Source organism: Microbacterium luticellae (assembly GCF_050408645.1).
GTDB lineage: Bacteria > Actinomycetota > Actinomycetes > Actinomycetales > Microbacteriaceae > Microbacterium.
The window spans coordinates 131353-156239 of record NZ_JBNTKE010000004.1; the positions used below are offsets into that span (position 1 = coordinate 131353).

A 24887-nucleotide genomic window follows, 5' to 3' on the forward strand; every position below is an offset into this window, starting at 1 on the left:
GAAAGGGAAAAAATGAGCACGAAACTCAAGAACTGGCACAACAGTCTCATCAAAGTTCTAGACGAACATGAGGCGGCGGCACGCCGGTACCGCAGAGAACTCGATGAAGGTCTCCTCACCGAATCTGGGGTCACGGACGCCCTCGACAAGGCTCGTACGTCCGGTAAGTGGCTCGAACGTGTAGACGAAATCGCTACGAACGTGAATGAGTGGATCGACCTCGCAACGGCCGACGTGCACAAGGCCCGTGCCGCGTTGACGAAACCAGTTGACGGTACAGCTACCGAGCAACTACTCGCCGAAACCCGCGCTGTGCGGGCCTGGAACCGACTCCGCCAACGCATGGAGAACGCCGGCGAGGTTAAAGCCGAGGTGCTCGGATTAGATGCCGTCAAGACAACTGTCGGCGACGAACGACGAATCATCTTGGAAGAACTCGGCGGTTACATCGAGTATCGCGGAGGCGGAAACGACTTTGATGACAGAATCAACAAGGCGCTGGCAGAAAGCGACGAAGATTATAGTCGCGCCCTGAACTATCTGAACACTGCCAAGAAAACCGCATCCTGGCTCGTTACCGCGGCAAACAAAGCCCGCGAACATGTTGCTGGAAGCCGTTTGGCGTCTTCTAACGAGGCCACCCTGGACTTGATGGTGCGCAACATCCCCGCCGAACGGCTTCAAACTGCTGAAGGGGCCGGCAATCTCACAGATGCCGGAAGGCGAGACACTGCTCTCGGAGAGTTCCAGAGATGAACGCCGAATACCTCCCGCCAGAGCTAGATCCGAACCTCGCCACTTCGAGCGAGCGGAGCAGTGATCCGATTACGGAACTGGCCCGCGCCCAAGCCGACTACGACGCGATGCTCGACTGGTGGGAACGCCGCCACCCAGTGAAAGGGCCTAAGAGCCGGTGGAACGCCTCCAACCGCTGGCCGCAGGTGCAAATGCGTCTTGCTGCCGCTAAGCGCGCCGTGAAGCGCACAGCCACGCCAAGGCAGGAATGACCAGGCAGAACCATGCTCGAAGATGCCGAGACCTCCCGCATTTCAAATGCGAGATGGCCGAACGCTTCGTGTCCGGTGTCGCTCATGTTTCGCCCTTTCCGTGATCGACACCACCTGAGCGGGCTCGAAGACCACCAATCTTGCCGGGCCCGCTCATCCTCTTGAAACCGAGAATGCATGTTCGTAGCCTCGCGAACGTGTGTCGTAAGATACCGGTGAAGGCGGCAGGCAGTTCACTAGGACAGCTGAGCCGCCTTCACCGTTTCCGCGAGCGTCTAACCCCATCGACATCGACTCAGGTGACTCGCGATCGAGGGGAAGAATGGCCAACGGTGTACCAGTCCACCTCAAAACGCGCGCAATGTTTCGGTGTGCTCCCGCTCTACTCTTCAACTGTTCGTGAAAAATATGTTGCCAATATGTTGCCACGGCGTCTTTTCCAGTAACACAAAACCCCCGCGTTCCCAGTGTTTGCAAGGGATCGCGGGGGTTTTACAGTGGCGGTGACGGTGGGATTTGAACCCACGGTAGGGGTTGCCTACACAACATTTCGAGTGTTGCACCTTCGGCCGCTCGGACACGTCACCGCGCATAAGTTTACGGCACAGCTTCCGGTCGCGCGAATCGGGTTGTGGCGCATCGGGTATCGGGCGTGTCTGTGGGCGATACAGTCATGCTGTGACGACTCTTTCTGCGAAGCAGCGCCTGGTGGTGGCGATTGCTGTGCTGGCCTCGTTTGTGACGTTTCTTGATGGCACGGTGGTCAATGTGGCGTTGCCTGCTATTAGTCGCGAGCTGGGTGGTGGTATTTCGACGCAGCAGTGGGTGGTTGATGCGTATCTGATCACGTTGAGTGCCCTCATTTTGTTGGCCGGCTCGCTGTCGGATGCGTTTGGGCGCGTGGCGGTGATGCGGGCCGGGTTGATTGCTTTTGGGGTTGCTTCGGTCGCTGTTGCTGCGGCGCCTGATCCACTGGTGTTGATTATTGCGCGGGCCGGTCAGGGTGCTGCGGGGGCGCTGCTCGTGCCCAGTTCTCTTGCCCTCATCACGGCAACAATGCGTGGGCCTTTGCAGGCACGGGCTATTGGTGTGTGGACGGCGTTCACTACTGCAGCACAGTTGGTGGGGCCGCTGCTGGGTGGTCTTTTTGTCGACTTTTTGTCGTGGCGTCTGGTGTTTCTTATCAACGTTTTACCTATTGCCGTCACCCTCTTTTTGTTGTGGCGGTTGCCGGATGCTGCGCATAAACGCACAACCCGAGTGGATTGGACCAGCGGCATACTGTGCGCCGTTGGCCTCGGGGCGGTCGTTTTTGCTCTCATTGAGCAGCCGAATTGGGGCTGGTCGGCACCAGCGATCTGGGTGCCGGGTGTTGGCGGTGCCGTGCTGTTGCTCATTTTTCTGGTGCGACAGCGCACAGCCACACATCCGCTGTTGCCGCTGGGGCTTTTTCAGTTGCGTAACTTTGCGTGGGGCAATGCTGCGACGCTGTTTATTTATGCTGCCCTGTCGCTGAACGGTTTTGTTATTAGTGTGTATCTGCAACAGGGGGCGGGCCTCACCGCTACGGCCGCGGGTCTTGCGAGCCTGCCCATTACCCTCATGATGATTGTGCTCAGTTCGAAGGCTGGCACATGGGCGGCAAAGCACGGCCCGCGCATACTCATGACGATTGGTCCGCTACTGATGGCTATCGGTGCGGCGCTACTCATCACTGTCGACCACGACTTCAACTATTGGTGGCAGGTGTTGCCGTCAATGATCGTGCTCGGCCTTGGTTTAGCACTCACCGTGGCACCGTTGACGGCGGCGGTGCTCGGTGCTGTCGAAGAAGAACATGGCGGCATCGCCTCGGCGATCAACAATGCGATCTCGCGGGTTGCCGGGCTGCTCGTGGTCGCCATGCTTTCGACGATTGTTGGTGGCCGACTCGACCTTGCAGGTTTCCACAGCGCCGCCTGGTTCACGGCCGCACTCATGGCCGCGGGCGGCGTTATCTCGTGGATCGGCATTCGAACACCCCGCACCGAGACTGTGACGCCAACCGAGCCCACTGGCCCAACCACTCCCATCCCGGGGTAGCGTCGAAGTGGCAAGCAAGAACGGCACAGTCAGAAAGGCACACCATGGCACTGAATGGCGAATATTTGCCCAGCACCGCAGACTGGGCGCGCGAGCAGGCAGAAAAGTTTGAAGCATCCGGTGGCACGGAAGCACACGAATTAAAAGGCAGGCCGATCATCGTGCTCACCACGGTGGGCGCAAAGTCCGGCGGTATTCGTAAAACGGCGCTCATGAGGGTAGAGCATGACGGCAACTATGCGGTTGTTGCCTCGCGCGGGGGTGCTCCGCAGCATCCGGCCTGGTATTGGAACATCACCAAGAACCCGCTAGTGGCACTGCAAGACGGCGGCGTGCGCAAACAGTATCGTGCCCGCGAAGTGCACGGCGAAGAACGTGACCTGTGGTGGCAGCGGGCCACCGAAGTGTGGCCGCCCTATGACGACTACGCCACGAAAACGACGCGCGTGATTCCCGTTTTTGTGCTCGAGCCGATCGACTAAGCCCGATCGACTGACCTCGAGGGCTCCACTCGCATTGGGGGCTGCCTACCAGACTGCCGCGACCTCGGCGTGGGTGCGCAAGATTCCCTCGGTGGTGCCTTCGGGCGCGCGACCAATGCCGCACTCTGTCGCAACACCAAACTCAGCGGCGTGCGGTAGTGCAGCGGTAATACGGCGCTGTGCTCCGGCGACTCCGTCTTCGCGGTGGACGAGACCCAGGTACAGTTCTGTGCCGGTCGTGAGCGCGAGGTCGTCGAGCGGTGCGAAGTAGGCGTCGTCGTCGCGATCGATCGGCACGGGCAGGTGTAGCCACGTGAGAGTGTGGCGTGCGTCACGCATGACGGCATTAGCAAAACGCACGAGGTTGCCGGTGTCGCGGGGTTCGATGAAGTGCTTTTCTCCGGCGTCGCCGTAACACAGGTGCACTCCGACTTCGACGTCGTCGGGCACGGCATCGATGAGGTGCACGAGTCGAGCCACGAGTCCGTCGAAGGGGTCGCCGGCCCACCATGCCTGCATGACCGCGCCATAACCCGAGGCGCCTTCGATAATGCCCATCTCGCTGGCGACGTCCCACTGAATGGCGAGGTCGTCGTGCGGAATGTTCTCGACAATCTCTTCGAGCTCCCGCAGTATGGCGTCACGATAAAGGGGTTCGATTGCTTTGCGGTCGTCGCCGGAGAAGAACGATGAGATCACGGCGACGGGCGTGGGCAGTGATACTTGAAACCGCACACCAGGCGCTACTGTGCCCTCGTCGCGCAGGCGTGTGAAGATCGCGTATGACTCGCGCGCTGCCGACGCATAACCTAGGTGCGGCAAAATAATGCTGTTCGGATCAATACCGTCGGCAAGCCGCAGCGGACGAGCATCAATACCCGCCGGAAACGGAATCGGTTCGTCGCCTACCCGCTCAATACCTTCAGCCTGCCCCAGCACATCGGGCTGGAACATAATCCAGTGGAAACGCTTGCCCACCTCGCCATCGGGAATGCGCTTCAGACGGCCGCCGAGTTCTGTGGCGGCCGTGCGCATAGTGGTCTCTGCGTCGTCATAATTGACGCTCCCGACGAGGTGGGCTCCTTGAGGCTGGGTCATGGTTCCAGCCTACTGGGCGGCTCTGACACGGCGTGTAGTCGTCCATTGACAAGCCGCACATGGGCATCGATGGTGTCTTCGGGTGGGTTTGTGTGTGAAATCACAATAACGGTCTGACCGGATGCCGCATCAAGCAGGTCGCGCAGCAGAGCGTCAGACGCCTGCGGATCAACGCCCGCCGTCGGCTCGTCGAGCACGAGCACCGGAAAATCATGAAGTAGCGCACGAGCCAACGCCAGTCGTTGCGCTTGGCCGCCGGAAATCAAGGAACCACGTTCGCCGACGCGCGCATCAAGTCCGCCTCGCTCACGAGCCCACTCGGCAAGGCCTACACGATCAAGAACGGCCATCAGTTCGCCATCGGTGGCGGTGTCACGGGCAAAGAGCAGGTTTTGTCGAATATCAAGGTCAAAAAGATGCGGCTGTTGTTGGCACAGCCCGATGTGTTCACGAAGGTTCGGGCCGCTGAGAGTTGCTGCGTCAACACCGTCGACAATGTATTGACCTTCGGCCCGCAAGAACCCCACAAGCGCGGCAGCGAGGGTTGATTTTCCTGCCCCGCTGGGACCACTGATGAGCACTTTGCTCCCGGCAATAACGTGCAGGTCAATCCCCTGTAACACCGGATGCTGCTGCCCGGGCCAGCGCGCCGAAACGCCGCGCAGATGCACGCCGCCGACCGTGGTCGACGCGCTGGGAGCACCAGCATCCGGGGCATGGGGTGCTTGCACGGGCGAAACCTCACGCGGCTTATCGGTGCGGAGTTCTGCGGGCATCGCGGCGGGCAAGACAGTGGCGATTCGCTGGGCGCTTGCTTGCACCTTGCGCCACGCAGATGCCGCTTGCGGCACAGCACCAAAGATGTCAAAAACCGCAAGTGGCAGCATAACGACAACCGCATACCAGGCGGTAGTTGCTGCTCCCCCTGCAAGGCCGGGCACCGCCCACATCATGATGCCGACAGTGGCAGCACCGGCCACTGCACTCACGACTGCACCGGCTGCCACCTGGGCAAGGGCACTGCGGTTTACTGTGCGGCGCAGTTGCGCATCGGCTGCTCGTACTCTTTCGCGGGCCTGAGTGAGTGCTCCGAACGTGATGAGCACGTCAAGACCTGTGAGGTAGTCGGTCAACGCGCTCGACAGCTCGGCACGATAAAGGCTCACTGAACGTTCGGCTCGTGCTCCCCAGCGCCATCCCACGAGTATCGCCAGCACCGCGGCGATGGCCAAGCAGGCAGCCAGAACCAGGGCAGCCGCGGGTGATACACATGCCACAACAATGACCGACCCGATGGCGATGATTCCGCCGGTAAGTAAGGGTTGTACAACGCGCAGGGGCAGGTCCTGCAGGTTTTCTACGTCGTCAACCATGGCCGAGAGCATGCCGCCAGCGTCGCTTGCACCCAAACCCGCAGGAGCAAAGGGGATCAGTCGTCGCACGGTATCGGCACGTACGTCAGCGATTTGTCGTAGAGCAGCATCGTGGCCCGCCAATCGCTCCAGGTAACGAAAAACCGCACGAGAGACAGCAAAAAATCGGACACCGACAATGGCCAGCGACAGTGGAACAAGTGAATCGACCACCGACGCGTTCACAATAAGCCAACCGCTCACCAGCAATAGCCCTACGGCTGCCGCAGCCGAAAGCACGCCGCTGATTAGACCCGGCACAAACTGGCGAGCAGCAGGCATGGCGGCGCGCATAACCTCGCGGGTGCGTTGCTTCACCACATCGGTGAGTGGTTCATGCGCAGCATCCGGATGCCGCAAATGTACTGCCTCTGTCATCGCCTCACCGGTTCTTCGCTGTCAGCTACGTGCATGGTTATGACCGTGTCGGCAATGCGTCGCGCGCTGGCTCTGTGTGAGATAACCACAACCGTGGTTCCCTCGTCGGCGATGCGGCGCAGGTTGTTCCACAGGTGAGTTTCGGTTGTTTCGTCGAGGGCGCTCGATGGTTCATCCAAAGCAAGCAGGCGTCGGCCGGGTGCGCGCAAACGATAGAGGGCGCGTGCCACGGCAATACGCTGCGCTTGTCCACCCGAGACACCCGCGCCGCGTTCACCAAGTTCTCTGTCGGGGGCCAGTTCACTGGCCCCTGCGTCGTCAAGAGCTCGCCGTACGGCGTGAGTATCTGGTTCGGCGCCGAGGGCGACATTGCTGGCAATGGTTCCACGAAACAGTGCAGGTTGTTGCCCTGCCCACGCCAACCATTCCGCCGGATGCAGGCAGCGAACGTCTATGCCGTTCCATGTGGCGGTGCCCGTGTAATCGACCGCATGGCGTAGTGCTGCAAATACGCTCGATTTTCCGGTACCGCTGGGGCCTTCGATGAGCGTAATCGTTCCCGGTTGCGCCAAAAAAGATACCGACGGCAGAGACCGATCGTCATGCGTTATGCACAAGGCTCGCACGTTGAGCCCGGTTGTCTCCCGATCCGCAGCCGCATTCCCCGGCACATCGGTGGCACGGTCGGGGTGAACTTTTTCGGCATCGGCAATAATGCTCAGCACCTCATCTACGGCAGTCACGCCTTCTTCGGCAGCATGAAACTGCACGCCAACCTGTCGCAGCGGCAAAAAAGCTTCGGGCGCAAGAAGCAATACAAAAAGCCCCGTACCCAGATCAAGGTTCCCGGCCAACAACCGCAATCCCACCGCTACCGCAATAATGGCAACAGCTAGTGACGACAACAGCTCTAACGCAAACCCTGACAAGAACGAATACCGCAACACACGCATGGTCTCTTTGCGATACTCTTCAGCAGTTTCGCGTACACGATGAACAGCTCGGTCTTCGCGGCGAAAAATGCGCAGGGTCGCAAGCCCCTGCAAAGTATCGGCAAATTGGGCGGCAAGTCGCTGTAGAACACCCAGCTGCCGCTTGTGCACGCTGCGCGTAGCAAGACCAATAAGCACAAGAAAGATAGGAATGAGCGGCAGCGTGAGTGCGGCAGCCAGCCCGCTGGGCCAGTCATACCACCACATCACCGCAACAATCACGGGCGTTGCGATAGCCGTGAGTACCAACTGCGGAATATAGCGAGAAAAATATGGGTCGAGTGCGTCAAGACCATGGCCCGCTGTTACCGCTAGCGCCGTTTGATTACGGTGCGCCAACCATCCAGGCCCCCGGCGTTCGATCGCGGCCAGCAGCGTCGCCCGTAGCTGCGATCCGGTGCGAGCCGCCGCGCGCAAACCCCAGGCCTCGCTTACCAGCACCAAGAGCGACCGCGCAAGCACTACGCCCACAAGCACGAGCGCTATTGTGCCCAGGGTCGCAAGGACGCCGGATGCAACACGATCATCGCCACCCGCAGCATCCGGGGTGCCCGCTATCGCCTCCGCAACAAGCGCTATGGCATATGCCACCAGCCCCGCAAACGCGATCGTCACCATGGTCTGGGCCAGAGCGATGAAAGCAGCACCCGCCACAAACTGCCGCGCCGCGGGAGCACGACGCAGCAGTTGCGGATCAATGGGTTTCATGTGTGAACAGGTGCCGCTTCTACCGACGCACGCGTGACGCGTTTGCGGAAAACCCAGTAGGTCCAGCCCTGATATGCCAGTACGAGAGGCAATGCGACCAAGGCTGTCCAACTCATGATCTGCAGCGTGTAAGGGCTCGACGAAGCGTTTTCAATCGTGAGACTAAAGGCCGGGTCGATCGTTGAGGGCAACACGGCAGGAAACAGTGCAAAGAACAGAGTGCCCACCGCCAGCACCACCGTGGCGGAGCCGAAAGCAAAAGCCCAGCCCTCGCGATCACGCACATTGGCCACGATAGAAGCGATCAGCGTGATCGCAGCCAGTACAGCAGCCACCAGCACCGCCGGGGAATAGTGTGCTGCCACGGTCCAGGCGAGGAACGCCGCTGCGGCCACGAGCGTGAAAATTCCCGCCTTTGTTGCCAGTGCCCGCGCCTGCTGATGCAGTGCACCATCGGTCTTTAAGGCGACGAATGTCACCCCGTTAGTAAAGAACAGCAAAAGCGTCACGACACCACCCAACAAGGCATAGGGGTTAAGCAACGTGAACAGCGTTCCGGTAAAAATGTGGTTCTCATCAAGAGGAACACCACGCACAATATTGGCAAATGCCACGCCCCACAGCAGCGCGGGCAGCGACGAACCGATGATGATCATCCAGTCAAACCGCTGCCGCCAACGCACATCGTCTCGCTGGTGCCGATATTCAAAAGACACCCCACGAACAATCAGTGCCAACAAAATAATGAGCAACGGAAGATAAAATCCGCTGAATAGCGAGGCATACCATTCCGGGAACGACGCGAAAAGACAGGCACCAGCAACGATCACCCATGTTTCATTAAGATCCCAAATCGGCCCAATCGTGTTGATGATTTGCCGCCGCGAGACGTCGTCCTTACCCAGAAAGGGCAGCGACATTCCCACACCGAAGTCGAATCCGTCGAGCACAAAGTAGCCCACGAACAAGAAGGCGACGATCCAGAACCAGAGCGTTGCAAGATCCATGATCACTCCTTACCTCAGTACACAACCGAGGGCAGCTGAGCTGCTTCATCGGGTTTTTCCGTTGTGTCAGGGCCCTTCTGCGCTGCCCTAACGATGAGTGCGATTTCTACGACCGCCAGTGCCGCATATACAGCGGTAAAGGCGACGAGAGAAATCAGTACGTGGTAAGCCTCAACCCCCGGCGATACACCGTCTTGTGTGGTCATAAGGCTGAATACAATCCATGGCTGGCGCCCCATCTCGGTGAACACCCAACCAACAATGTTTGCCCCCAAAGCCAGCGGGTACGACCAGATCGCGATCTTCCACATCCACGCTGCAGGCTCGCGGCGGGCACCCCGGCGCGTTACCCACAATCCGACGACTGCAATAAACGCGTGAAGCATTCCCAGACCAATCATCCAGCGGAATGCCCAATAGGTAATCCACAGCACCGGTGCGAAGTTCGTTAGCCCTGTGTCAGCAAACTCCACTGCATACTGCGCGTTCAGATCGTTAATACCGTGCACGCATCCGTCGAGCGAGTGCGTCGATAGCAGCGAGAGCAGGTAGGGCACGCGAATAGAGAACAGTTCACTCGAACCATCGGGAGTGCCGAGCGTAAACAGGCTAAATGATGCGTCTTTGCCGCAAACGGTGTCAAAGGTTGCTTCAGCAGCGGCCATCTTCATCGGTTGCGTAGCGTACATCGCAAGCCCCAGCTGGTCACCCGAGATCACAACGCCTACTGTCGATACGATCATCGACCACAGCCCGAATCGCAACGAGATCCGCATAGTTTCGGTGTGTTGTCCGCGGGCAAGGTGCCAGGCCGAAACTGAAATAATGACCCCGGCAGCAAACATTAATGCGCCGAATATGGTGTGCGGAAATGCTGCGAGCGCGACCGGATTGAGCAACAGTGCGGCGAAATCGACCAGTTCAGCACGATTCGTGACGGGGTTGTATTCGTAGCCGACCGGGTTTTGCATGAACGCGTTGGCGGCGATGATGAAATAGGCCGACAAAATGCTGCCCACGGCGACTCCCCAGATCGAGAGCAAGTGCAGCTTGGGCGGCAGTTTGTCCCAACCAAAAATCCACAGCCCGATAAAGGTAGCTTCTAAAAAGAAGGCGAAGAGCCCTTCGAAGGCGAGCGGTGCTCCAAAAACGTCACCGACAAACCGAGAATAGTCAGACCAGTTCATGCCGAACTGGAACTCTTGCACAATCCCGGTGACCACTCCCATCGCGAAGTTGATGAGAAAAATCTTTCCGAAAAAGCGGGTCAGGTGCAGGTACTCCACGCGTGCCGTACGCACCCACATGGTTTGGAATATCGCCGCGGCCAGAGCCATGCCGATAGTCAACGGCACAAACAGATAGTGGTAGATGGTGGTGAGCCCGAATTGCCATCGGGCCAACACTAGGGGGTCAAGCCAGTCCATCGTTTCTCCTCGTTACGCCGTCGTGACAGCGCGCTGGGCTACGCAGCACCCGGATGCTGCTGCTAACCCGCAGCCCTGTGCCTTGATCGGGTTCTTACAAGGCTGTGCGCTCGAGTTCTACGGTGCATTCCTCCGGAGACGAAGGCGTGCGTACGCAGCGCGCGAACAAAGGACCACGGGCCTGTGCGAGCACCCCCTGCATGAGGCCGAGGTGCACCTGGCAGAGCATGGGTCGATGCTCGGGCAGTGCTGCGGCATGGGGGCAGGGGGTGAGCTCAACGGTGAGCTGCTCTTCGTTGATGACGGGCTCAAAACCCGATTCTTCATAATGTTCGATGAGGGCATCGAGCTGGCGGGACTCTTCGGCGTTGAGACTCCCGGCGGTTTCTGGCAGTGCTCGGCGTAGCATTTCGCCGCGTCGAGCTGCGGCCGCTGCTTTTTCTCGGGCAATGGGGCTCGATGCCTCGGGCTTACCTGTGGCTGCACTGTATAGAATGCGTGGCCTGCCGCGCGTCGTGCGTCGTTCAGTTTCTTGAATGATGTAGCCACCGTCGATAAGGCGCTGCACGTGCTCGCGCACAGTGTTAGCGTGCAGCCCCGTCGCTGCGCACAACTCGGCGATGGTGCGCGGCGATTGCGTTTGCACCAGGTGCAAGATATGCACCCGCGAGTAGCTCGAAATCGGCCCGTAAGTGGGCTTCACGGTGGCCATGTCTCTATTATCCGTGCGCTTTATATGTGCCGCCTGCTGGCGGGCCGTGAATAATCACCGGAAGCTGGCGCTGCGGCAATAATCGAGTGTCAGGGGTGAGCACTACCCTGGCTGTATGGCTTCCAAACGTTCAGCACCGCCCGCTTTTTCGTGCACGGAATGTGGCTGGACGACCGCGAAGTGGGTGGGCCGCTGCGGCGAATGCCAGCAGTGGGGCACGGTGGTTGAGTCGACGGCTCCGCGCGGTATTGTCCGCAAGGTTGAGGCAGTTGCTCCGGATGCTACTCGGGCAGCGCAACCCATTACCGCCATCACGACAACCGAGTCAGCACGGCGGCCCAGCGGTATCGGCGAGTTCGATCGCGTTCTGGGCGGTGGCGTTGTGCCCGGTGCCGCGATCTTGTTGTCGGGTGAACCCGGGGTGGGCAAATCAACACTGTTGCTCGAAGTTGCAGCGCGCAGCGCACGCGAAGGCAAACGGGTGTTGTATGCCAGCGCCGAAGAGTCGATGGCCCAGGTGCGGCTGCGCGCTGAACGCACGGGTGCACTGCACGACGAACTGTATTTGGCGAGCGAGACCGACCTCGCCACAATTCTGGGTCACGTCGATCAGGTGCATCCGGAGTTACTCATTATCGACTCGGTGCAAACCATCACGTCACCCCTGTCAGAGGGTGCGGCCGGCCAGCCGGGGCAGGTTCGTGAAGTAGCCTCGGCGCTCATTCGAGTGGCAAAAGAACGACACTTGCCGGTGATCCTGGTCGGTCACGTTACAAAAGACGGCCAGGTTGCTGGGCCACGCATGCTCGAGCATTTGGTCGACGTCGTGTGTCACTTTGAAGGCGACCGCCAAACATCGTTGCGGTTTGTTCGTGCGCTCAAGAACCGTTTTGGCCCCACCGATGAAGTGGGCTGCTTTGAGATGACGGGGGCCGGAATCGCTGAAGTTCCCGACCCGAGCGCACTGTTCTTGTCGCGCGGCGCCGCAGAACCAGGAACTTGCGTGGCCATCGCGCTCGAAGGTCGGCGGGCGCTACCCGTCGAGGTGCAGGCACTGACCGTTCCATCGACCGGCCCCAACCCACGCCGGGTCGTACACGGGCTCGATTCATCACGCGTCGCGATGGTGCTAGCGATTCTTGATCGTCGTGCCGGCGTGCGCACGCACGATAAAGATGTCTATGTTTCGACCGTTGGGGGCGTGCGATTTACCGAACCCGCCGCCGACCTCGCCATTGCCGTAGCCGTCGCCAGCTCACTGTCAACCACGGCCGTTCCCCGCACACTTGCAGCGGTCGGTGAGCTCAGCCTCGCCGGCGAGATCCGGCCCGTCTCACAAGCCACACAACGGCGCTCTGAAGCACAGCGCTTAGGTTACAGCCACCTCGTCGACGAACGCTCTGCCACCCTGCGGGGCGCACTCAGCGACATCCGCACACGCGCCGCCGACCGCAATTAGAGAGAATCAAGTGACCTCACATCTCCAGCGCCTGCAACAGATCTTCAGGCGCCGCCTGCATCGGATGAGGACCAGCGATGTCGATAAAGACCGTCGTGATCGCCTCGTGATGCTCCCGCAAAAAACCCATGAGCCACGCAGGCGGATACACCCCCACATGCGGCGGCAGATTGGTGGGCTTATTTTTCGCATCGCTAAATAACAGCAGCGCGATCTCACCTGTGTCGGGCGCGCGATACGTCCATACTTCTCCCGCGTCGAGCGGATTATCGCGATCCCCTGCTGCCATAAGTGGCACCACCGTGTTGCCGTGCCGCAACGCCAGCGCTACCGCAGCCATATCTTGCTTCTCCAGCGCCTGCGCGAGGGCTTCTGATCGGAAACCGGATGCCACTTGCCGCTGTTTCTTCTTATTTTTCTTCGCTGCCACTGTTCACCCTGTCACTCCTACGCGCGCCACAACGACTCGCTACTGCAAAATAAACTGCACAGTATCCGACGGCGGAAGGCCACCGATCTCCACCGTCAAATGATACGAAGCACCCCCGGCCGCAGCCCGCGGACGATCATCCGAATCACACGTGTCAACACTCGACCGCGTACGATCCCACACCACCGGTTCAGCACTCGACACGGTCGACCCGGCCTTCACCGTCACGATCATGTCGCTCGGCTCCGTCTGACAATCCGTCGACCGCCACCACACATCAGCACCGCTGGTCACCGTAAAAACCTGCTTCGCCGTACCCACGTTCAGCGTGCAGTCCTGCTGCGTACGGTTCGTGATCGAAATCGAGAGTTGCGGTTTCTGATCACTGGCATACACATCGGCATCCGTCACCGCCACGACATCAACATCAGCGGCAGTGCAGGCCACCAACGGCGGCGGGGTCGTGGCATCCGGGGTCGCCTCATCGGTCACTTCGGACGACGGTGAAACCTCAGGCTCGGCAGTGGTCGGCGACACCGAAGGTTGCGGTGACAACGTCGGCTTGCTCTCGTGCGATGAGCCGGATGCTACAACGGCCCAGATTCCCCACACGACCAGGGCAATAGCCAGCACCAACCCACCAAAAACAACAAGACGCCGTCGGCGATAAACAGCGGGCGATGGTCGGGTCATGATTCCAGCGTAGACGCGTTAAAGGTGCTTAAGCATGCGCGTATTACCCAGCGTGTTGGGTTTCACATGCGCAAGATCCAAAAATTCGGCCACACCCTCGTCACCACTCCGCAAAAGCTGCGCATACACGTCGGGAGCAACCACATGCTCACCAATCGGCTCATACCCGCGGCGCGTGAAAAAAGCGACCTCAAAAGTGAGGCAAAAAAGTCGTGACAGTCCCAGATTGCGAGCATCATGCTCCAGCTTTTCCACCAGCCGACGCCCCACACCGCGCTGCAACCAGTCGGGACGCACCAGCAGCGTACGCACCTCACCAATGTCTTCCCACATCGCGTGCAAAGCACCGCAACCGATCAGCTCATCACCTGCCTCGGCCACCACAAACTCCTGCACCGCACCATAAAGCACTGCGAGGTCTTTCCCGAGCAAGATTCGTCGCTCAACCAGCGGCTCCAGCAGGTGATAAATACCCAGGATGTCTGAAGTCCGTGCCGGACGAACATGAAACTCGCTCACCCCTCCACCCTACGACCCCTCCCTGGACGCCCCCGATGCCCTGGCCTGTTTCCCGCACCTCCCGCGCCCCCATCACACGTCCGCGCCCAGCATCCGGCCCTCGCCACTCCCCCGCGCGCCAGCCGGGTTGCCGAAAACAGGAAAATTGCCGAATGGCGCATGATTTCACGCAAAACGTGCAGCTCTCGGCAATTTTCCTGTTCTGGGTCAACACAAACTGCCGACACAAGCAGCAAACAGCCACCCCAACACTCAGAAACACAAAAAACCGGGTTCCGGATGCTACTTCCAGCATCCGGAACCCGGTTTTTATCGAGCTACTCGCCCAGCTATTCGCCTGACGAAGCTGCGAGGTCGGGGGTAGAGGGGATCACTCCGCCTCCGGTGTTGATTCCGACCGATACTTTTTCGCCGCGCGGCCCGTGTTCGAAGGTGAAGGCTCCGTCGACGACGTCGACCTTCACGTGGTCGCCGGTGTCGAGTTCGCCGTGCAAGATTTTCTCGCTGAGGCGGTCTTCGATTTCGCGCTGCATGGCACGACGGAGGGGTCGTGCTCCGAGCGCGGGGTCGAAGCCGATATCAATGAGTTTGTCTTTCGCGTCGTCGGAGAGCTCGACGGTCATGTCGCGGTCGAGCAGACGGTCGGCCAGTTGTTTGACGAACAGGCCAACGATCTGGCGCAGTTCTACCTTCGACAGCTGCGGGAACACGATGATGTCGTCGACACGGTTGAGGAACTCGGGCTTGAAGTGGCGTTTGAGTTCTTCGTCAACCTTGCCCTTCATGCGCTCGTAGGTAGTTTGCGTGTTGCCTTCTACCTGGAAGCCCACGGGTCCGCCGGCGATCGCCGACGAGCCGAGGTTGGTGGTCATGATGATGACGGTGTTCTTGAAGTCGACGATCCGGCCCTGACCGTCGGTCAGGCGGCCTTCTTCAAGAATCTGCAGCAGCGAGTTGAAGATGTCGGGGTGGGCCTTCTCGATCTCGTCAAACAGCACAACGGAGAATGGCTTGCGGCGCACCTTTTCGGTCAGCTGTCCGCCCTCTTCGAAGCCGACAAAACCGGGAGGGGCACCGAAGAGGCGCGAGACGGTGTGTTTTTCACCGAATTCCGACATGTCGAGCGAGATGAGCGCGGCTTCGTCGTCGAACAGGAACTCGGCCAGTGCTTTGGCGAGCTCTGTTTTTCCGACACCGGTGGGCCCGGCAAAGATGAACGATCCCGAGGGGCGCTTGGGGTCTTTCAGCCCGGCACGCTGACGACGGATCGTGCGCGACAGTGCCGAGATGGCTTCGTCTTGCCCGATAACACGCTGGTGCAGTGCCTTTTCCATGAAGACGAGACGGCTGGTCTCTTCTTCTGTGAGTTTGAAGACCGGGATGCCGGTGGCCTGCGCCAATACTTCGGCGATGAGCCCTTCGTCGACAACGGCCTGGGTGGCGACGTCGCCCGAACGCCACTGTTTTTCTAGTCGTAGGCGTTCACCAAGAAGTTCTTTTTCTTGGTCGCGAAGTGCGGCGGCCTTTTCGAAGTCTTGTGCTTCGGAGGCCTGCTCTTTTTCTTCGCGCACGGCAGCGATTTTTTCGTCGAACTCGCGCAGTTCGGGCGGGCTCGACAGAATCGACAGCCGCAGTCGGGCACCGGCTTCGTCGATCAGGTCGATGGCCTTGTCGGGCAAGAAACGGTCGCTGACGTAGCGGTCGGCGAGGTTTGCTGCGGCAACGATGGCACCGTCGGTGATCTGCACCTTGTGGTGTGCTTCGTAGCGGTCGCGCAGGCCCTTCAGAATGTTGATGGCGTGCGGCAGGCTCGGTTCGTTCACCTGGATGGGCTGGAACCGGCGCTCGAGCGCGGCATCTTTTTCGAAGTGCTTGCGGTATTCGTCGAGGGTGGTGGCACCGATCGTCTGCAGCTCTCCACGGGCGAGCAGCGGCTTCAGAATTGAGGCGGCGTCGATAGCGCCTTCGGCGGCACCGGCACCGACGAGCGTGTGAATCTCGTCGATGAAGACGATGATGTCGCCGCGGGTGCGGATTTCTTTTGTCACCTTTTTGAGGCGCTCTTCGAAGTCACCGCGGTAGCGCGATCCGGCAATGAGTGAGCCGAGGTCGAGCGAGTACAGCTGCTTGTCTTTCAGCGTTTCGGGTACGTCGCCCTTCACGATCGCCTGAGCGAGGCCTTCAACAACGGCTGTTTTGCCGACACCGGGTTCACCGATGAGTACCGGGTTGTTTTTGGACCGGCGAGAGAGGATCTGCATGACGCGTTCGATCTCTTTTTCGCGGCCAATAACCGGGTCGAGTTTGTTGTCGCGGGCTGCCTGGGTCAGGTTGCGGCCGAACTGGTCGAGCACCTGCGAGCCGGCCTGGGTGCCGGCCTGGCTTTCGTGCGCGGCTCCCGATACGGCTGCGGGTTCGCGGCCGGGCGAACCGGAGAGCATCTGGATAACCTGCTGGCGTACCTTGTTGAGGTCGGCGCCCAGTTTGACGAGCACCTGCGCGGCGACGCCTTCGCCTTCACGGATGAGGCCGAGCAGAATGTGCTCGGTGCCGATGTAGTTGTGGCCCAGTTGCAGTGCTTCACGAAGGCTCAGTTCGAGCACTTTTTTGGCGCGCGGTGTGAACGGAATGTGTCCGGTCGGCTGCTGCTGCCCCTGTCCAATAATGTCTTGCACCTGCTCGCGCACGGCGTCGAGCGAGATGCCCAATGATTCGAGCGCTTTGGCCGCGGCACCCTCACCCTCGTGAATGAGGCCAAGCAGAATGTGCTCCGTGCCGATGTAGTTGTGGTTGAGCATTTTCGCCTCTTCTTGGGCGAGCACAACCACCCGACGGGCGCGGTCGGTAAATCTCTCGAACATGCTGTCACTCCTCTTGTTCGCACGTTGTGAATCGTCACGGGCGAAGGCACTTAGAAGTGCCGGTTACATCGAGAGTAACGATTGCGGCCGCCGGGTATGCCCGTGTTCGCCGTCGGCATAGCGCGACCCCGGATGCTGCGCTCAGCCACCGTTGCCGTGACTGTTGGGGGAGCTCTTCGCGCAAAGCCCACGCAAAGAATCGAGTCGTAGCCTAGAGGTGTCCGCATATGTGCGGGCGCACTATGACAGCGTCGAGGTCACGATGACAACAGCTTCCGCACCCGGTTTCCGCCGCGATTCGAGCACGGTGGCGCTGGCCGCTATGGGCGTTGTCGCTGTCATTGCGGGTGGTCTGGTTGCGGCGGTCACGGATCCGCTCGAGGTGTATCGCGGCAGTTGGATGGCCGCCTACCTGGTGCTGGTGGTGGGTGTGGCGCAGGTGTCGATGGCGATTGCGCGCTGGCTGTGGCCGACCGAACGTTCGACGATCACGCTTGGGTGGGCACAGCTTGTGCTGTGGAACAGCGGTAACGCGACGATCATCGCGGGCACGCTGCTCGCGTCTCCCTGTGCAGTTATTGCCGGTTCGGTTCTTTTGGTGGCGGCTGTTGCGATCGCACTGATGGTGACGCGGTGGCGGCGGCAGCGCGGCATCCGGGGTCTGTGGCTTTTTGTTTTTCGGGCTTTTATGGTCGTGCTCGTGGTGAGTATTCCGGTGGGGGTTATTCTTTCGACGCTGCGTCACAGCGCATAACTGCCCGGGGCAGCGGTTGCCGGATGCTGCTCTATGACTCCCGGATGCCGCACTATGACGTTCTGTGTCGTCATGCTTTGTCATATGTGGCGGGAATGAAAGCGCTGCGGTTTAGCGTTGTTTGGCATCGGCGCCGCACGACGCCGCATCGGCTTTCTTTCGGAGCACCATGACTACCACCTCTTCCCCATCTCCCACGCGGCCACGCACGGCAAAGGTCGATACGCGCGGCCCTGTTCGCAAACTGCTCAGCTCTTTTGGTTTTCAAATTCTGCTGGCACTGGTGCTCGGCATTGCGGCGGGCCTGTTGGGCCGCAGTATTGGTTCGAGCACCGAGAACCCCACGGCACTGTCGTCAACGCTCGACACGATCGGTAGTTCTTATGTGACTATTCTTCGCGCCGCTGTCGTACCGCTGATTTTTACGGCGATTGTTGCCAGTATTTCGAATCTGCGTCGCGTACAAAATGCGGCCCGTCTTGCTGGGCAGACGCTGCTGTGGTTTGCGATCACCGCGTTCTTTGCCGTGTCGATCGGTATTGTGCTGGGCCTTGTTATTCAGCCGGGTGCGCGTGCCGGTGAGGGACTCGATGCGAGCGAGCCTTCGCGGATTGGTTCGTGGTGGGACTTCTTGCTCGGTCTTATCCCACAAAACTTTCTCGGCATTACCGTGAGCAGTCGTCTCGATTCCGATACGGGCGCGGTCTCGTCGTCGGTCGGTTTCAACATTTTGCAGGTGATCGTTGTCGCCGCTGTGGTCGGCATTGCGGCGCTGAAGGCGGGCCGTAAGGCCGAGCCTTTCCTGGCGTTTACCGAGTCGTTGCTGAAGGTTATTCAGCGGGTGCTGTGGTGGATCATCCGGCTCGCACCGCTGGGCACTTTTGGTCTTATTGGTTCGGCAGTCATCAAGTATGGCTGGGAGAAACTGGCGGGCCTGGCCTGGTTTGCAGGCGCGATCTATATTGGGCTCGCTCTCGTACTGTTTGTGGTGTATCCGATTCTGGCGAAGGCACACGGCCTTTCGCCCAAACAGTATTTCTCGGGCGTATGGCCTGCCGTGCAGCTGGGTTTTGTGAGCCGCTCGTCGATCGGCACTCTGCCGCTGACGCAGCGTGTTACCGAACGCAACCTCGGTGTGCCCAGCTCGTATGCTTCGTTTGCTGTGCCGTTCGGCTCGACCACCAAAATGGACGGCTGCGCGGCCATCTATCCCGCTATTGCGGCGATCTTTGTGGCGCAGTTCTTTGGTATTGATCTGAGCATTATTCAGTACGCGCTTATCGTGCTGGTGTCGGTGGTAGGGTCTGCCGCAACGGCCGGAACCACCGGCGCCATCGTTATGCTCACGCTCACCCTGTCAACGCTCGGCCTGCCGCTCGAAGGCGTTGGTCTGCTGCTGGCCATCGACCCGATTCTTGACATGGGTCGCACGGCGGTGAACGTGGCCGGTCAGGCGCTCATTCCCACGATCGTCGCCAAACGCGAGGGCATTCTCGACCTCGACCTGTACAACGCGCCGCGCGAGGGTCTACCTTTCGCCGACGAAGACGATGACGCCGCCGAGAACATCGACAGCACCGAGAACGATGCAAGCACCGAGAACGACGCGGAGACTCCGGGTGCTTCTGTAGTACCTGCCCCCTAGCGGGAATGATCCGGGCGGGCGCGGGGTTGTTGCTGACGATGACTGCAACAGCCCCCGCCCTCTCTGTGCTCGACCTCGTTCCGGTGCGCACCGCGCAAAGCAGTGCCGACGCGATTGCTGCTTCGCTCGACCTCGCGCAATGTGCCGATGAGCTCGGCATGCGCCGCTATTGGTTTGCTGAGCACCACAATATGCCGGCTGTTGCCTCAACCTCGCCGCCCGTGTTGATCGCGGCGGCAGCGGCGCGCACGAGCAGCATCCGGATCGGCTCTGGCGGGGTGATGCTGCCCAACCATGCCCCGCTGATTGTTGCGGAACAGTTCGCGGCTCTCGAGGCGCTCGCGCCCGGCCGTATCGACCTGGGTTTGGGTCGGGCTCCGGGCAGTGATCCTGTTATTACGCAGCTGTTGCGCGCAGGCGGGCACGGTGGCGACGTGGAACAGTTTCCGCAGCACGTTGACGACATCGGTCTCATGCTCGACCCCGAGGGCGCAACGATCGAGTTCACCAGCGGCGGGCGGTACAGCGTGCATTCCACACCCGCCGCGCTCACGGCACCACAAATCTGGCTGCTGGGTTCGAGCAACTATTCGGCGCAGCTGGCGGCGTCGCGCGGACTCCCCTACGTTTTTGCCAACCACTTCGCGGGCCTCGGGCTCGAGCGTGCGCTTGACATTTACCGTTCGCAGTTTCAACCCAGCGAACAGTACCGCGAACCGGTGACTTTCCTCACCGCCAATGTGGTGGCGGCTCCCACGCAAGAAGAAGCCGAAGACCGCGCCCTGCCGCAGCTGCGCATGATGGCACGCCTACGGCTGAACCGTCCACTGCGAGCGCTCGACACTATCGAGCAGGCGCACGAGGGACTGGCGCGTGCCGACGATAAAGAGAAGCAGGTTGTTGAGGCCGCGCGGGCCCGTTGGTTTGTGGGTACGGGCCAGGATGTTGCGCAGCAGGTGCGTGATTTCGCGACCGAGCATGGGGTTGACGAAGTGATGGTTTCACCCATTGCCGGGTCGTATGCTGCCGAACCGCAGCGCACTGCGCCCGGGCGCCGGCAGACCCTGCAGTTGCTGGCCGATGAGCTTGGTGCGCGCCAACCGGCTGGCTCATGAACAGCGGTCTGTCTACTACGGTATTTTCGGTTTGGATCTCGTCTTCCATACGTACGCAGTGCATAAAACTCTCATCGTCCGAGCTATGAGATTCTAGCCAAACGTCACCTGATTCTCTTCAGGTCTTAAAAAAACTTAGCGATCAAATTGCCGCATAAAAGTTCTCAACTTCGTCAAGATGAGGTGGGTTTGCACCAGCGCGGGCGACCGTAATCGCAGCGCACTTGACCGCAAAGTTCCCGGCGTCGACGAGCGTGTCACGTGAAAACCAATGATTTACATCATGCATCAAAAGCCAATAAATCAAGCCGGACATGAACGAATCTCCCGCACCGATCGTATCGACGACGTTGGTGCGTGGCGCAAATACCCGTACTACTTCAGAGTCGCTCCCAATCAGAGCACCGTTCTCTCCTTGTGTCAGCGCAACAGTACGCCCTGCTAAGCCCACCATCGATGGCAATGAATGAAGCCGTGCTACAACGCCCTCAGCGCTCAAACCCGGATATAGATAGGCTGCGTCCTCATCACTGAGCTTAACGATAGAGCTCCGTTTCACGATGTTCTCAAACTGCACGCGCGCAGTATGGGGATCCGGCAATGCACTTGGACGAATGTTCGCGTCCACCGACACCGGGATCCCCTCGGAAGCAGCTAGCCGAACCAATTCGGCGACCCGCGAGGCACCGGGTTCGAGGAACATACCCAGTGAACCGACATGGACTAGCGGTCTCCCGCTCAGTATGTCGGCGGAGAATCTAGGCAAAGACCAGTCAATGTCGAACTCATAACTTGCCACACCGGCACTGTCGAGCGTTGCACGTGCCACAGCTGTAGAGCCAACAATTGCGGACTCGGGCGACAGAGTCACCCCGGAATCTTCCACCCATTGCTTGACTATCTCGCCCGATGTGTCCTGCGCGTAAGCTGTGACCAGTTCGGCCGGGAAACCGAGCCGTGCAAGTCCAATCGCAACATTCGCTGGCGAGCCACCCGGGCGAATTGCTGGATCAGCCGCGGATCCGATGGCGTCAACGAGCACCTCGCCAACGACTAAGACCGAACGAGTCACGACGCGAACGGTCCTGGCAACTCGCCTGATCCTCGTTCTATCAGCGAGGTCGGTAGGACATGGTGACTGGCAGTTGATGCGATCGTTCCGTCGAGGCGTCCAGCGAGGGTTTCTGCTGCAAGTTCGCCTATGCGAAACGGATCCTGTGCTATCACAGTGAGTCCGGGTTCAACTAGGTCAGCCCCTTCGAAGCCATCGAAGCCAACGACGGCAACGCTACGTTGCTGTCCAACCTGCCGGAGAGCCCGCACAACAGGCCCACACAGCACGTTCTGAGCAACAAAGAATGCTGTCGGCGCATCTCGGACTTCAAGCATTCGTACAACCGCTCCTTCCGCATCGGCTGGTGAGTCGAAACCTCGAACGATCACGGACTCGTCGATGTCGATCCCCGCTGCGGCGAGTGCATCCTCGTAACCCTCGAAGCGCAACTGAGACGAGACTACTTCCGGCCAGTCGCCAATAAAGCCGATACGGCGATGACCGTATTTGACCAGGTGCCGCACTCCGTCAGTAGCACCCGCGCGGTTGTCGGACACAACTGAATCCACGTTGAGAAACGATGGCGGGCGATCAATCATGATGACGTGAGTTCCCGCGCGTACATCGGCGCTCAAGTAGCTGTGGTCATGGCTCGCCGGCATGATAATCAAACCGTCGACACGGCGGGCCGCAAATGTAACGACAGCCTCCCGTTCACGCACGGCATCCTCATCAGTCGATGCAGCAATAACTGAGATACCAAGTGGACGAAAAACATCTTCAATGGCTCGATGCACGGCCGATGAGAAGGGGTTGGAAATATCGACAAGAATGACTCCAATAGCTGCTGCATTCGTTCCAGCCCGCAATTGGCTTGCCGCCAAATTATGTCGGTAATCTAATCGCTCCATCGCATCGCGCACGCGCTCCGCGATCTCGTTAGAGACATACTTCTCCCCGTTGATTACGCGGGATACCGTCTTTGCACTAACCTCCGCAAGTGCCGCAACGTCTCGCATCGTCGCCCGTTGAATCCGCTTCGGACGCCGCACGACAGCGCTTCCCGAATCAGATGCCATAGTTTCCCCTGTCTAAAGTTCTCGCCCGAAGTCGGCCCGACTCGAGTGCGCAGATGCCAGCGTGGTCACATTGTATTGCCACGAGTCATTTCTCTCGCTATGAACTGCATTATGAATCGCGGTCTCACTTAATAGCACCCATTGCCAGTCCGCGAACCAGGCGCTTCTGTGCCGCCCATCCCGCAATGATGACCGGCAATACGGCAACTGTGGCCGCTGCACTCAACACCGCAAGAAACTGTCCACGTCCCGATACAAACCCGCTGAGAGCCGGGGGTGTCGTTCTCGCAACTGTAGACGTAAGAATATTCGCCAAGAAATATTCATTCCACGCAAAAATGAAGCAGATGAGCGCTGCAGCGGCAATTCCCGGGGCCACAATCGGCAGGACTACACGCACTAGCTCTGTACGCAAGTTTGCACCATCCATCTGCGCTGCTTCAATGATTTCCGTTGGCACCTCCATCAAGAAGGAACGGATCATCCACACCGCGAGTGGTAAGTTCATGCCCATATACAGCACAGTGAGAGCGTTGATGTTGTCGAGCAAACGCAACTGCTGGAGCACCAGGTAAATCGGTATAACCGCTGCAGCTAACGGTAGAAACTTCGTAGAAATAAAGAAGAACAAAATATCGGTTGGCCGTTTCACGGGGCGTACCGACAGAGCGTATGCTGCCGGTATGGCCAGGACTACCACAATTACCGTGGACGTTACCGAAGCGATCAAAGAGTTGATCAGATAGCCGCTGAACCCGCTGTCCATTACCTTCGCGAAGTTCTCCATCGTATATTCGGTGAAGATCGTGGGGGGATTAGTCGCTGCCACTGCCTCGGGTTTGAAGGCCGTCAGAACCATCCACGCGACGGGGAAGAAGAACGCTATCGTGACAACGTAAGTTATCGCTGTAAGCACAGTACTTACAACGCGCCTTCGCACCTTTGCCCGGGCCGGAACTGCAGTCGAAGTGCTCATCGCACGATTCCTTCCGTCTTAAACATCTTGAACAGCAACCGCAGGGCGATGGTCGCCACAATGATGGTCACGATCACAGCTAGGACACCGTATGCCGCTGCCTCACCGATTTCGAGGCCGATGAAGGCCCGCTCGTACAGAAGGTACGGCAGGGTCTTCGTTCCGCCGGTACCCCGTGTCATGATCGCGACAGGGTCGAAAACTTGGAGCATCAAGATGACACCGAGGAGTACTGCAAGCTCCACATACTGCCTCAAGTGCGGCATCGTCATTGCAAAGAACGTTCGCAATGGTCCGGCACCGTCGACAGCCGCAGCTTCCAATACGTCCTGCGGTTGGCTTTGAAGACCTGCCAGGAGAATGAGCATCATGAACGGCGTGTACTGCCAGGTGAGTGTGATGACAATAGTGAGGATCGGCAGGTCGGTATTCCAGGAGACTGGTGGTAAATCGACCAACGAAAGCGCCCAGTTAACCATGCCGGAATTTGAGTCCAACATTGCCCATTTCCAGATCAATGCGGATGCGGCCGGCATCATGAGAAATGGCGTGATTAGAAGGGTTCTTGCGACTCCTTGGAAAGGAAACTTCCGGTCGAGGAGCAGTGCGAGGACCATGCCAATTACGAGGGAGAGTAGCGCGCTCGTTCCTACGATGAGCACGGTAGCCCACAGCGAAGAGAAGAATGCACCGCGGCTAAGCACAGCAACGTAGTTGTCGATGCCTGCAAATCCCTGTTCACCAGGCTTCAGCAGGTTCCACTTCTGGAACGATAGATAGATGGTGACGACGAAGGGGACCTGCGTCACGAGAAGCAGCACGGCCAGAGCGGGCCACAGCAGCGTCCGCGAGATGCGCAGTGCCTTTCGATCACGCCCTGTCATTCCGGTCGAGGACCGCGTAGGTGGCTTAGTGTTCTTGGTGACGATCGCGTGCGTCGTCGATTCTGCGATGGTCATGAGATGAGTTCCTCGGCCTGCTTCTTAAATGTTTGAGA

22 protein-coding genes and 1 tRNA gene are annotated in these 24887 nt (G+C 59.4%); 8 read left to right on the top strand and 15 right to left on the bottom strand.

The features are described from left to right. Positions 1–12: 12 nt before the first annotated feature. Positions 13–756: a hypothetical protein gene (locus ACQUSW_RS11260; RefSeq protein WP_428932397.1), complete on the top strand. Its 744-nt coding sequence runs from the start codon at positions 13–15 to the stop codon at positions 754–756. Then, entirely contained in the window at positions 753–1007 is a 255-nt protein-coding gene (locus tag ACQUSW_RS11265; RefSeq protein WP_428932398.1) for a hypothetical protein, read from the top strand. Before ACQUSW_RS11260 ends, ACQUSW_RS11265 begins: the two co-directional genes overlap by 4 nt. 498 nt (positions 1008–1505) lie before the next feature. Here ACQUSW_RS11265 and ACQUSW_RS11270 read toward each other — a convergent pair. Then, positions 1506–1594: transfer RNA gene (locus ACQUSW_RS11270), tRNA-Ser, on the bottom strand. A gap of 91 nt (positions 1595–1685) precedes the next feature. Here ACQUSW_RS11270 and ACQUSW_RS11275 point away from each other — a divergent pair. Together ACQUSW_RS11275 and ACQUSW_RS11280 are read left to right on the top strand one after the other, a co-directional pair. After that, the gene (locus ACQUSW_RS11275; RefSeq protein WP_428932399.1) at positions 1686–3089 is read left to right on the top strand and encodes an MFS transporter; all 1404 of its coding nucleotides are present in this window, start codon (positions 1686–1688) and stop codon (positions 3087–3089) included. 44 nt (positions 3090–3133) lie between these two features. After that, a complete protein-coding gene (locus tag ACQUSW_RS11280; protein ID WP_428932400.1) occupies positions 3134–3571 on the top strand; it encodes a nitroreductase family deazaflavin-dependent oxidoreductase in 438 nt (145 codons plus the stop codon). 45 nt (positions 3572–3616) lie between these two features. Here ACQUSW_RS11280 and ACQUSW_RS11285 read toward each other — a convergent pair whose 3' ends face one another. The 6 genes from ACQUSW_RS11285 to ACQUSW_RS11310 form a co-directional block, all read right to left on the bottom strand. Next, positions 3617–4669, bottom strand: coding sequence for a hypothetical protein (locus ACQUSW_RS11285; protein WP_428932401.1), 1053 nt, complete (start codon positions 4667–4669; stop codon positions 3617–3619). After that, the gene (cydC, locus tag ACQUSW_RS11290; RefSeq protein ID WP_428932402.1) at positions 4666–6459 is read right to left on the bottom strand and encodes a thiol reductant ABC exporter subunit CydC; all 1794 of its coding nucleotides are present in this window, start codon (positions 6457–6459) and stop codon (positions 4666–4668) included. Before cydC ends, ACQUSW_RS11285 begins: the two co-directional genes overlap by 4 nt. Next, positions 6456–8159, bottom strand: a complete 1704-nt coding sequence (cydD, locus tag ACQUSW_RS11295; protein WP_428932403.1) for a thiol reductant ABC exporter subunit CydD — start codon at positions 8157–8159, stop codon at positions 6456–6458. The genes cydC and cydD overlap by 4 nt, the downstream gene beginning before the upstream one ends. Next, positions 8156–9166, bottom strand: a complete 1011-nt coding sequence (cydB, locus tag ACQUSW_RS11300; protein ID WP_428932404.1) for a cytochrome d ubiquinol oxidase subunit II — start codon at positions 9164–9166, stop codon at positions 8156–8158. Before cydB ends, cydD begins: the two co-directional genes overlap by 4 nt. A 14-nt stretch (positions 9167–9180) precedes the next feature. Further along, complete coding sequence (locus tag ACQUSW_RS11305; protein ID WP_428932405.1) at positions 9181–10593, bottom strand: cytochrome ubiquinol oxidase subunit I; 1413 nt, start codon at positions 10591–10593, stop codon at positions 9181–9183. A 94-nt stretch (positions 10594–10687) separates the two neighbouring features. After that, positions 10688–11305, bottom strand: coding sequence for a helix-turn-helix transcriptional regulator (locus tag ACQUSW_RS11310; RefSeq protein WP_428932406.1), 618 nt, complete (start codon positions 11303–11305; stop codon positions 10688–10690). 115 nt (positions 11306–11420) lie between these two features. Between ACQUSW_RS11310 and radA the strand changes: the two genes are divergently transcribed. Then, positions 11421–12764 (top strand): DNA repair protein RadA, encoded by a 1344-nt coding sequence (gene radA / locus ACQUSW_RS11315; protein WP_428932407.1) that lies wholly within the window; start codon positions 11421–11423, stop codon positions 12762–12764. Positions 12765–12780: 16 nt separating this feature from the next. On the opposite strand, the gene ACQUSW_RS11320 is transcribed toward radA, so the two are convergent. The 4 genes from ACQUSW_RS11320 to ACQUSW_RS11335 all read right to left on the bottom strand — a co-directional run bounded on the left by ACQUSW_RS11320 (position 12781) and on the right by ACQUSW_RS11335 (position 17267). Next, positions 12781–13194 carry a dehydrogenase gene (locus ACQUSW_RS11320; protein WP_428932408.1) on the bottom strand — a complete coding sequence of 138 codons (414 nt, stop codon included), beginning with the start codon at positions 13192–13194 and terminating at the stop codon, positions 12781–12783. Positions 13195–13233: 39 nt separating this feature from the next. Next, positions 13234–13887 (bottom strand): hypothetical protein, encoded by a 654-nt coding sequence (locus ACQUSW_RS11325; RefSeq protein WP_428932409.1) that lies wholly within the window; start codon positions 13885–13887, stop codon positions 13234–13236. Between the two features lie 18 nt (positions 13888–13905). Then, positions 13906–14406, bottom strand: coding sequence for an amino-acid N-acetyltransferase (locus tag ACQUSW_RS11330; RefSeq protein ID WP_428932410.1), 501 nt, complete (start codon positions 14404–14406; stop codon positions 13906–13908). Between the two features lie 329 nt (positions 14407–14735). Beyond that, complete coding sequence (locus ACQUSW_RS11335; RefSeq protein WP_428932411.1) at positions 14736–17267, bottom strand: ATP-dependent Clp protease ATP-binding subunit; 2532 nt, start codon at positions 17265–17267, stop codon at positions 14736–14738. A gap of 262 nt (positions 17268–17529) precedes the next feature. Here ACQUSW_RS11335 and ACQUSW_RS11340 point away from each other — a divergent pair, with 262 nt between their 5' ends. From ACQUSW_RS11340 to ACQUSW_RS11350, 3 genes are all read left to right on the top strand, one after another. Continuing rightward, a complete protein-coding gene (locus tag ACQUSW_RS11340) occupies positions 17530–18021 on the top strand; it encodes a hypothetical protein (RefSeq protein ID WP_428932412.1) in 492 nt (163 codons plus the stop codon). A 169-nt stretch (positions 18022–18190) separates the two neighbouring features. Then, positions 18191–19666 (top strand): dicarboxylate/amino acid:cation symporter, encoded by a 1476-nt coding sequence (locus ACQUSW_RS11345; protein WP_428932413.1) that lies wholly within the window; start codon positions 18191–18193, stop codon positions 19664–19666. A gap of 38 nt (positions 19667–19704) precedes the next feature. Beyond that, complete coding sequence (locus tag ACQUSW_RS11350) at positions 19705–20781, top strand: LLM class flavin-dependent oxidoreductase (protein ID WP_428932414.1); 1077 nt, start codon at positions 19705–19707, stop codon at positions 20779–20781. A gap of 142 nt (positions 20782–20923) precedes the next feature. Here the strand turns inward: ACQUSW_RS11350 and ACQUSW_RS11355 are convergent, their stop codons facing one another. The 4 genes from ACQUSW_RS11355 to ACQUSW_RS11370 form a co-directional block, all read right to left on the bottom strand. Beyond that, the gene (locus ACQUSW_RS11355) at positions 20924–21853 is read right to left on the bottom strand and encodes a carbohydrate kinase family protein (RefSeq protein ID WP_428932415.1); all 930 of its coding nucleotides are present in this window, start codon (positions 21851–21853) and stop codon (positions 20924–20926) included. Continuing rightward, positions 21850–22887: a LacI family DNA-binding transcriptional regulator gene (locus tag ACQUSW_RS11360; protein ID WP_428932416.1), complete on the bottom strand. Its 1038-nt coding sequence runs from the start codon at positions 22885–22887 to the stop codon at positions 21850–21852. Before ACQUSW_RS11360 ends, ACQUSW_RS11355 begins: the two co-directional genes overlap by 4 nt. A gap of 151 nt (positions 22888–23038) precedes the next feature. Next, on the bottom strand, positions 23039–23890 hold the full coding sequence (locus ACQUSW_RS11365) for a carbohydrate ABC transporter permease (RefSeq protein ID WP_428932417.1): 852 nt from the start codon (positions 23888–23890) through the stop codon (positions 23039–23041). Beyond that, positions 23887–24849, bottom strand: coding sequence for a carbohydrate ABC transporter permease (locus tag ACQUSW_RS11370; protein WP_428932418.1), 963 nt, complete (start codon positions 24847–24849; stop codon positions 23887–23889). The genes ACQUSW_RS11365 and ACQUSW_RS11370 overlap by 4 nt, the downstream gene beginning before the upstream one ends. Between the last annotated feature and the right edge of the window lie 38 nt (positions 24850–24887).

Coding starts and splice junctions, on each gene's coding strand:
- ACQUSW_RS11260 (WP_428932397.1), top strand. CDS start 13: ATGAGCACGAAACTCAAGAACTGGCACAACAGTCTCATCAAAGTTCTA.
- ACQUSW_RS11350 (WP_428932414.1), top strand. CDS start 19,705: ATGACTGCAACAGCCCCCGCCCTCTCTGTGCTCGACCTCGTTCCGGTG.
- ACQUSW_RS11335 (WP_428932411.1), bottom strand. CDS start 17,267: ATGTTCGAGAGATTTACCGACCGCGCCCGTCGGGTGGTTGTGCTCGCC.
- ACQUSW_RS11340 (WP_428932412.1), top strand. CDS start 17,530: ATGACAACAGCTTCCGCACCCGGTTTCCGCCGCGATTCGAGCACGGTG.
- cydB (WP_428932404.1), bottom strand. CDS start 9,166: ATGGATCTTGCAACGCTCTGGTTCTGGATCGTCGCCTTCTTGTTCGTG.
- ACQUSW_RS11280 (WP_428932400.1), top strand. CDS start 3,134: ATGGCACTGAATGGCGAATATTTGCCCAGCACCGCAGACTGGGCGCGC.
- radA (WP_428932407.1), top strand. CDS start 11,421: ATGGCTTCCAAACGTTCAGCACCGCCCGCTTTTTCGTGCACGGAATGT.
- ACQUSW_RS11325 (WP_428932409.1), bottom strand. CDS start 13,887: ATGACCCGACCATCGCCCGCTGTTTATCGCCGACGGCGTCTTGTTGTT.
- ACQUSW_RS11370 (WP_428932418.1), bottom strand. CDS start 24,849: ATGACCATCGCAGAATCGACGACGCACGCGATCGTCACCAAGAACACT.
- ACQUSW_RS11285 (WP_428932401.1), bottom strand. CDS start 4,669: ATGACCCAGCCTCAAGGAGCCCACCTCGTCGGGAGCGTCAATTATGAC.
- ACQUSW_RS11365 (WP_428932417.1), bottom strand. CDS start 23,890: ATGAGCACTTCGACTGCAGTTCCGGCCCGGGCAAAGGTGCGAAGGCGC.
- ACQUSW_RS11345 (WP_428932413.1), top strand. CDS start 18,191: ATGACTACCACCTCTTCCCCATCTCCCACGCGGCCACGCACGGCAAAG.
- cydD (WP_428932403.1), bottom strand. CDS start 8,159: ATGAAACCCATTGATCCGCAACTGCTGCGTCGTGCTCCCGCGGCGCGG.
- ACQUSW_RS11265 (WP_428932398.1), top strand. CDS start 753: ATGAACGCCGAATACCTCCCGCCAGAGCTAGATCCGAACCTCGCCACT.
- ACQUSW_RS11305 (WP_428932405.1), bottom strand. CDS start 10,593: ATGGACTGGCTTGACCCCCTAGTGTTGGCCCGATGGCAATTCGGGCTC.
- cydC (WP_428932402.1), bottom strand. CDS start 6,459: ATGACAGAGGCAGTACATTTGCGGCATCCGGATGCTGCGCATGAACCA.
- ACQUSW_RS11310 (WP_428932406.1), bottom strand. CDS start 11,305: ATGGCCACCGTGAAGCCCACTTACGGGCCGATTTCGAGCTACTCGCGG.